We start from the raw sequence: 3,591 nt of genomic DNA on the forward strand, positions 1-3,591 counted from the left end.
GATAAGCCGCTCGGCCGCGTTCGTCGGCATAAACCATTCACTCGGCTGAAAACGGTCATTCCGCAAACGCCGACACCCACCGTCGGCTCAGGTGCTAGATGGCTCATACCTATTGTCAGCCCAAACTAAACAAACGGCAGAAGTTGGTAGAGCGGAAAGGGCTAGCGAGTGTCCACTATTGAAACCATCCAGAAGCGCCGTCCTCTTGAGTTTTACTTATAATGAAACGTTACTCAGAGCTGTTTTTTATTGAGGAGGTAGGCAGGGGCGGGCTACAGAGGGCGTCGCATTCTTCCAGATGGCGTAATTAGCCGTTTGATATCTGTGCTCCGTCTCGACAAGGTAGCGCGGCATAAAAAATTCATAAATCGCGTGTCCGATACCATCTTGCCGTTTGCCATCGTTAGTCATGCATTAACGACCGCAATCTAAACCAGAATGATGCGATTGGCTCAAAGCGTCAGGCGAGAAACAGAGACGCATGTCTCAATGCCGAACTACCGACGCCATTTTGTGTATCCCTTATCATTGGCGATGATGGCCGCGGGCATCATCATGGTCACGTTGTTAGTCTGGTTGACGGTTCAATCAGATGCGCAAGAGGCTGTTCGCGAAGCTGAACTGGCACAGCTGGTCATCTCCAATCGGCTCGACTTCATGGTGCGCAATCAGAGCGACTATGCGACGTGGGATGATGCCGTCGCCAAGCTTGTGCTGTCGATGGATGGTGATTGGGCTGATAATAACATCGGGCCCTATCTGTTTCACACCCAAGGCTACGAACACAGCTTCGTCATCGATGCCCATGACCGGACGATCTACGCCAGCGACGGTAACCACCAAGCCAGGCTCGACCCTTTCGCCCTGATGGGTCCTGCCCTGAGGAAGGCTATTGTGGAACTGAGGGCGAAGCCGACGGGCGAGGATCATCGACGCCGAGGGCTGATCCGTATTGGTGGCCAACCTGCCGTCTTCAGCATTGCCGCGATCATTCCCGATCCAGGTAAGGTGAAGCTTCCTGCTGGTCCCGCTTCATACCTTCTGTTCATCGACGTGTTGACGCCGGATCAGATCTATAAGCTTGGTGCCGACCGCCGCCTCGCCAACATGCGCTTTGTCCCGTCCCGCGCATCTGCGGAGAGCAGCTTGGGCAGGGTAGAACTCAGAGGCTACGACGGAGCGCGCATTGGCGATTTGGTCTGGACGCCTCAGCTTCCCGGCACGTCACTGCGTGACATAGGTCTGCCGATCTTGCTGTCCATTATGCTGGTGCTGGGGCTGATCGGCGTGCGCATCCTGCATCAATGTCGTCGTGCTATAGAACAGACTGACGCGGCGATGCTAAGATCTGCTGCTGACGCAAACGAAGCTCGAAATGCACTGGATGCGCTCACCCTGGCCCGCGCCGACGCTGTGGATGCTGACGCCGCTGCACGTGTACGCTTGGAAACAACGGTCGAGGAAGTGCGACGTGAGAATGTCGAACTGAACAAGCGACTGAGAGCTGCTCGAAGGTCAGTTCTAATCGATGCCAGAGCCCAGCTGGAACATCGGCTCGGACCAGCTATCAAGACGATCCAGCATCAAGGTCGGGTCCTCGAGACGGCAGCGAGACGTGTCCGTGATCAGGCTGGTGGGCTCGAGGAGCTGGTTACAGTCGCCACCACTGCGGCATTCCAGACTGATCAGCATATGACGGAGTTAGTGCCAAAGGCGATTGTTGTCGCTGAAGCAGGACAAGACATCCAGCGCCAAACCGGCTTCGCTCTGAGCGAGGTAAAGCATGCGAGTCACGACGGTCAGCAGGTGGGTGTCAGCGTTACTGCCCTGGCCAAGGCATTAGCCGAGATCGAAACCGTGGTCGATGCCATCGATCGCGTCTCAAAGCAGACGAACCTCCTGGCGCTCAATGCCAGCATTGAAGCGGCACGCTCAGGGCCAGCAGGCGCAGGTTTTGCGGTTGTCGCCAACGAGGTGAAGGCACTCGCCAACCATACCGCTGAGCTAACCCGTCAGATTGCCGACCAACTTGATCTGCTGCGTGCGCAAACGGTCTTCACCTCGACCGCTATCGGTACAATCGTGACAGCCCTTGGTAGAACGGAAGCCGCCTCTAGCGTGATCGCAGCAGCCGTCCGCCGTCAGGTCGAGGGTGTTGTGATGATCCGAGGCAGCATTGAAGCAATCGCCAGCGACAGTCGGGCTACGGCCGCTGCAGTCACCAACGCCAATTCGGCGATTGCCATTGGTCATGCTGCAGCCGACCAGATGGATGCGGCGGTGGTCGATATGGCAAGCACCCTGTCCGACCTTGGTGACGATATCCACCGCTTTCTCCGTCAGATCGAGGTAGCTGATGCTTGACACCAAACCTGTCATCATAGCCGCTGTGACAACCACGCCGGTCTCTGCCGCGTCCGAACAAGCGTCCGGCCCCCGCCCAAACCGGGATCCTGATGCCATTCCTGACGGCAAGGCCACGGATGGCATCAAGCCAGTCGTCAGTCTGAATGCATCAGTGGTAAGCGATTACCGTTTTCGTGGCATTACCCAGTCGGCAGGTCGTGTGGCCGTGCAAGGATCGATCGAGGTAAACAGTCCTACCGGTTTCTATACTGGGATTTGGGGATCGAGTAGCTCTGCATATGAGGGCGCTCATACCGAATTCGATTTTTACGGCGGATATCGGTTGAATGTGACGAGCGTTGATGTCGACATTGGCATAATATCGTACCTGTACCCGGGTGCGGACGGGGTCAGCAGTGCAGAGATCTACGCCACCGCTGCCAAAGGCCTCGGCGATGCAACTATCAAGTTGGGCATCAGCTACGCTCCGCACCAATCCGAATTGGGCCAAGGTGATGGTCTTTACCTTTTTACCGACGCCCTGAAGCCGGTGCCAGGACTGCCCCTGGTGGTGCATGGTCATATAGGCCGCGAGACGGGCATGAACACGATAACCGGCAGCCCGAAACTAGATTGGTTGTTAGGCGTCGACACTCATGCCGGACCAGCCACTATTTCTTTGGCTTGGGTCGACGCCCGTTACAGCGGCCGTGGCAGCCAGGATCATCGAAGCGGAAGCGTAGTTGCTGCGGTGGCACTCGATTTCTGACCGTCCACGATTGACCGTGTCGTACATCTTCTAAATTTCGACTTTCTCAAATGCCATCATCTTTGTGGCACTAGATCTAATGTTTCTTGGCGGGATAATGAACTGGCAGCTTCGGAGCGCTACTGAGCGATCTTGACCATTGATTTAGATGCAACGTTGTGACTTCCTCTATCAAGGCTGAATCTGGCACGTAAGCATTATTCCAGATGAACAGGTGACCGCTTTCGGGTAGAGCCATCAAGGGGCCGAACGGCCGCACCTGGGTCGTCCTCCCAGCATCAGCCGATCGCAGTATTTTCGCGGCACCGGTCGCGACCCAAGCCATCTTCACAGCGCCATGGCCGCTGCCGGCGCAGCGTGGAGCCGTTCGACGTCCGCACGCGGAGGCGCGCCGAATAGTCGCCTATATTCTCGGCTAAATTGCGATGGGCTCTCATAGCCGACGGCAAAGCCTGCCGTGCTCGCCGTGGCACCCT

The 3,591-nt window shown here is 56.6% G+C and carries 2 protein-coding genes and 1 pseudogene; 2 read left to right on the forward strand and 1 reads right to left on the reverse strand.

What is annotated here, in order from left to right:
- Positions 1 to 438: 438 nt before the first annotated feature.
- Positions 439 to 2,364, forward strand: a complete 1,926-nt coding sequence (locus BRX43_RS19865; RefSeq protein ID WP_125996776.1) for a methyl-accepting chemotaxis protein — start codon at positions 439 to 441, stop codon at positions 2,362 to 2,364.
- Positions 2,357 to 3,115 (forward strand): TorF family putative porin, encoded by a 759-nt coding sequence (locus BRX43_RS19870; RefSeq protein WP_125996777.1) that lies wholly within the window; start codon positions 2,357 to 2,359, stop codon positions 3,113 to 3,115. The genes BRX43_RS19865 and BRX43_RS19870 overlap by 8 nt, the downstream gene beginning before the upstream one ends.
- A gap of 327 nt (positions 3,116 to 3,442) precedes the next feature.
- On the opposite strand, the pseudogene BRX43_RS19875 reads toward BRX43_RS19870, so the two are convergent.
- A pseudogene (locus BRX43_RS19875) lies at positions 3,443 to 3,591 on the reverse strand (AraC family transcriptional regulator); the annotation flags it as partial.

The organism is Sphingomonas sp. S-NIH.Pt15_0812, from assembly GCF_003951315.1.
In the GTDB taxonomy this organism is placed as follows: Bacteria; Pseudomonadota; Alphaproteobacteria; order Sphingomonadales; family Sphingomonadaceae; genus Sphingomonas.

What these genes read in the sequence shown, in the direction of transcription:
- BRX43_RS19870 (WP_125996777.1), top strand. Translation starts at nt 2,357, where the DNA reads ATGCTTGACACCAAACCTGTCATCATAGCCGCTGTGACAACCACGCCG.
- BRX43_RS19865 (WP_125996776.1), top strand. Translation starts at nt 439, where the DNA reads ATGATGCGATTGGCTCAAAGCGTCAGGCGAGAAACAGAGACGCATGTC.